General features: G+C 66.9%; 1 protein-coding gene. It reads right to left on the bottom strand.

Translation table 11 applies throughout. The features are described from left to right. Positions 1–27 precede the first annotated feature (27 nt). Positions 28–1,310 (bottom strand): IS3 family transposase gene (locus ACGFIF_RS44335; RefSeq protein ID WP_393163986.1). Its coding sequence is split into 2 segments (ribosomal slippage): positions 28–1,037 and positions 1,037–1,310, totalling 1,284 coding nucleotides; the frame shifts between segments, so codons are not numbered across the junction. Positions 1,311–1,364: the final 54 nt, after the last annotated feature.

Here is a 1,364-nt window from a genome sequence, read left to right as displayed (position 1 = left end):
TGAACCACCCCAGGTTCTCTGCCGCTCTTATACGGGTTGCTGCTCTCGGTTGAGAGCAGCGTAGTGGGCTTGCTCGAACTCCACCGGCGGCATCATGGCGAGGGAGCCGTGGAGTCTGCGGTTGTTGTACCAGTCGACCCAGCCGGCGGTGGCGTACTCGACGTCGGCGATGGTCTTGTACGGCCCGTCGTGGAAGACGGTGGTGCGGATGCACTCGGCCTTGTAGAGGCCGTTGATGGTTTCCATCAGGGCGTTGTCGTAGGCGTCGCCGACCGACCCGATCGAGGGCCGGATGCGCTCGAGTTCGAGGTGCTCGGCGAGCCGAATGGATGTGTACTGACTCCCGGCGTCGCTGTGGTGGATCAGCTTGCCGGCGATGGTGGGGTGGCCTTCGCGGTCGCGTTGCCACAGCGCCATCCGCAGCGGCGTCATCACCAGGTCGGTCGCCTTGCTCGTCGAGGCGTGCCAGGCGACGATGCGTTGGGCGAAGCAGTCGAGGATGAACGCGACATAGACGAACCCCGCCCAAGTCCTCACATACGTGAAGTCGGTGACCCAGACGCGATTGGGCGCCTCGGCGCTGAAGTCGCGGTCCAGCAGGTCCCCGGCCCGCAAGGCGTCCTTGGCTGGGATCGTGGTCCGGGTGCCCTTGTCGCGCCGCGCCCCGTTGAGCCCGAGGGTCTTCATCGCCCGGTCCACCGCACCCGGACTGACCTCGGGCATCGTGGTGCGATGCAGCAGCGCGGTCATCTTCCGCCGTCCGTACAGGCCCTCCGCGGTCAGCTTGCGCCGGCCCTGATCGACGGTCGTCCAGGCGATGCCGCGAATCGCGTCGACGACCTGGGCGTCGGTGATCGTGCGGTCCGCGACCCGGCGGCCGGGCTGTTTCCAGGAACGGTAGGTCCGCGCGGCGACCCCGCAGCCCTGCTCGCGCAGGACCCGACAGATCGACTCGACCGCGTGGCCTTCGGCTCTCATGGCGTCGATGAACCCCATGATCAACGGTTGCGGGGGTCGAGCTCCCCGGCGAAGAAAACCGTGGCAGCCTTCAGGATCGCGTTGTCGGACTCCAGTTGCCGGACCCTGGCCTTCAGCTCCCTGATCTCGGCCAGATCCTCGCTCGTCTTACCGTCCCGCTGCCCCGCGTCGACCTCGGCCTGCAGCACCCAGCGTCGCACGCTCTCCTTGCTTACCCCCACCTGCCGGGCCACCGCCTCCGACGCCGCCGTCAACGACGAGTACTCCGACAGATGCTCGGTCACCAGCCGCACCGCGCGAGCCTTGACCTCGGGATCGATCCTCTTGCGCACGTCCTGCATCCTTCCAAACTCAGAAAGATGCGGCATCAAACCTGGGGCGCTTCA

The organism is Kribbella sp. NPDC049174, assembly GCF_043197365.1.
In the GTDB taxonomy this organism is placed as follows: domain Bacteria; phylum Actinomycetota; class Actinomycetes; order Propionibacteriales; family Kribbellaceae; genus Kribbella.
This window is presented reverse-complemented; position numbering and strand designations above follow the sequence as displayed.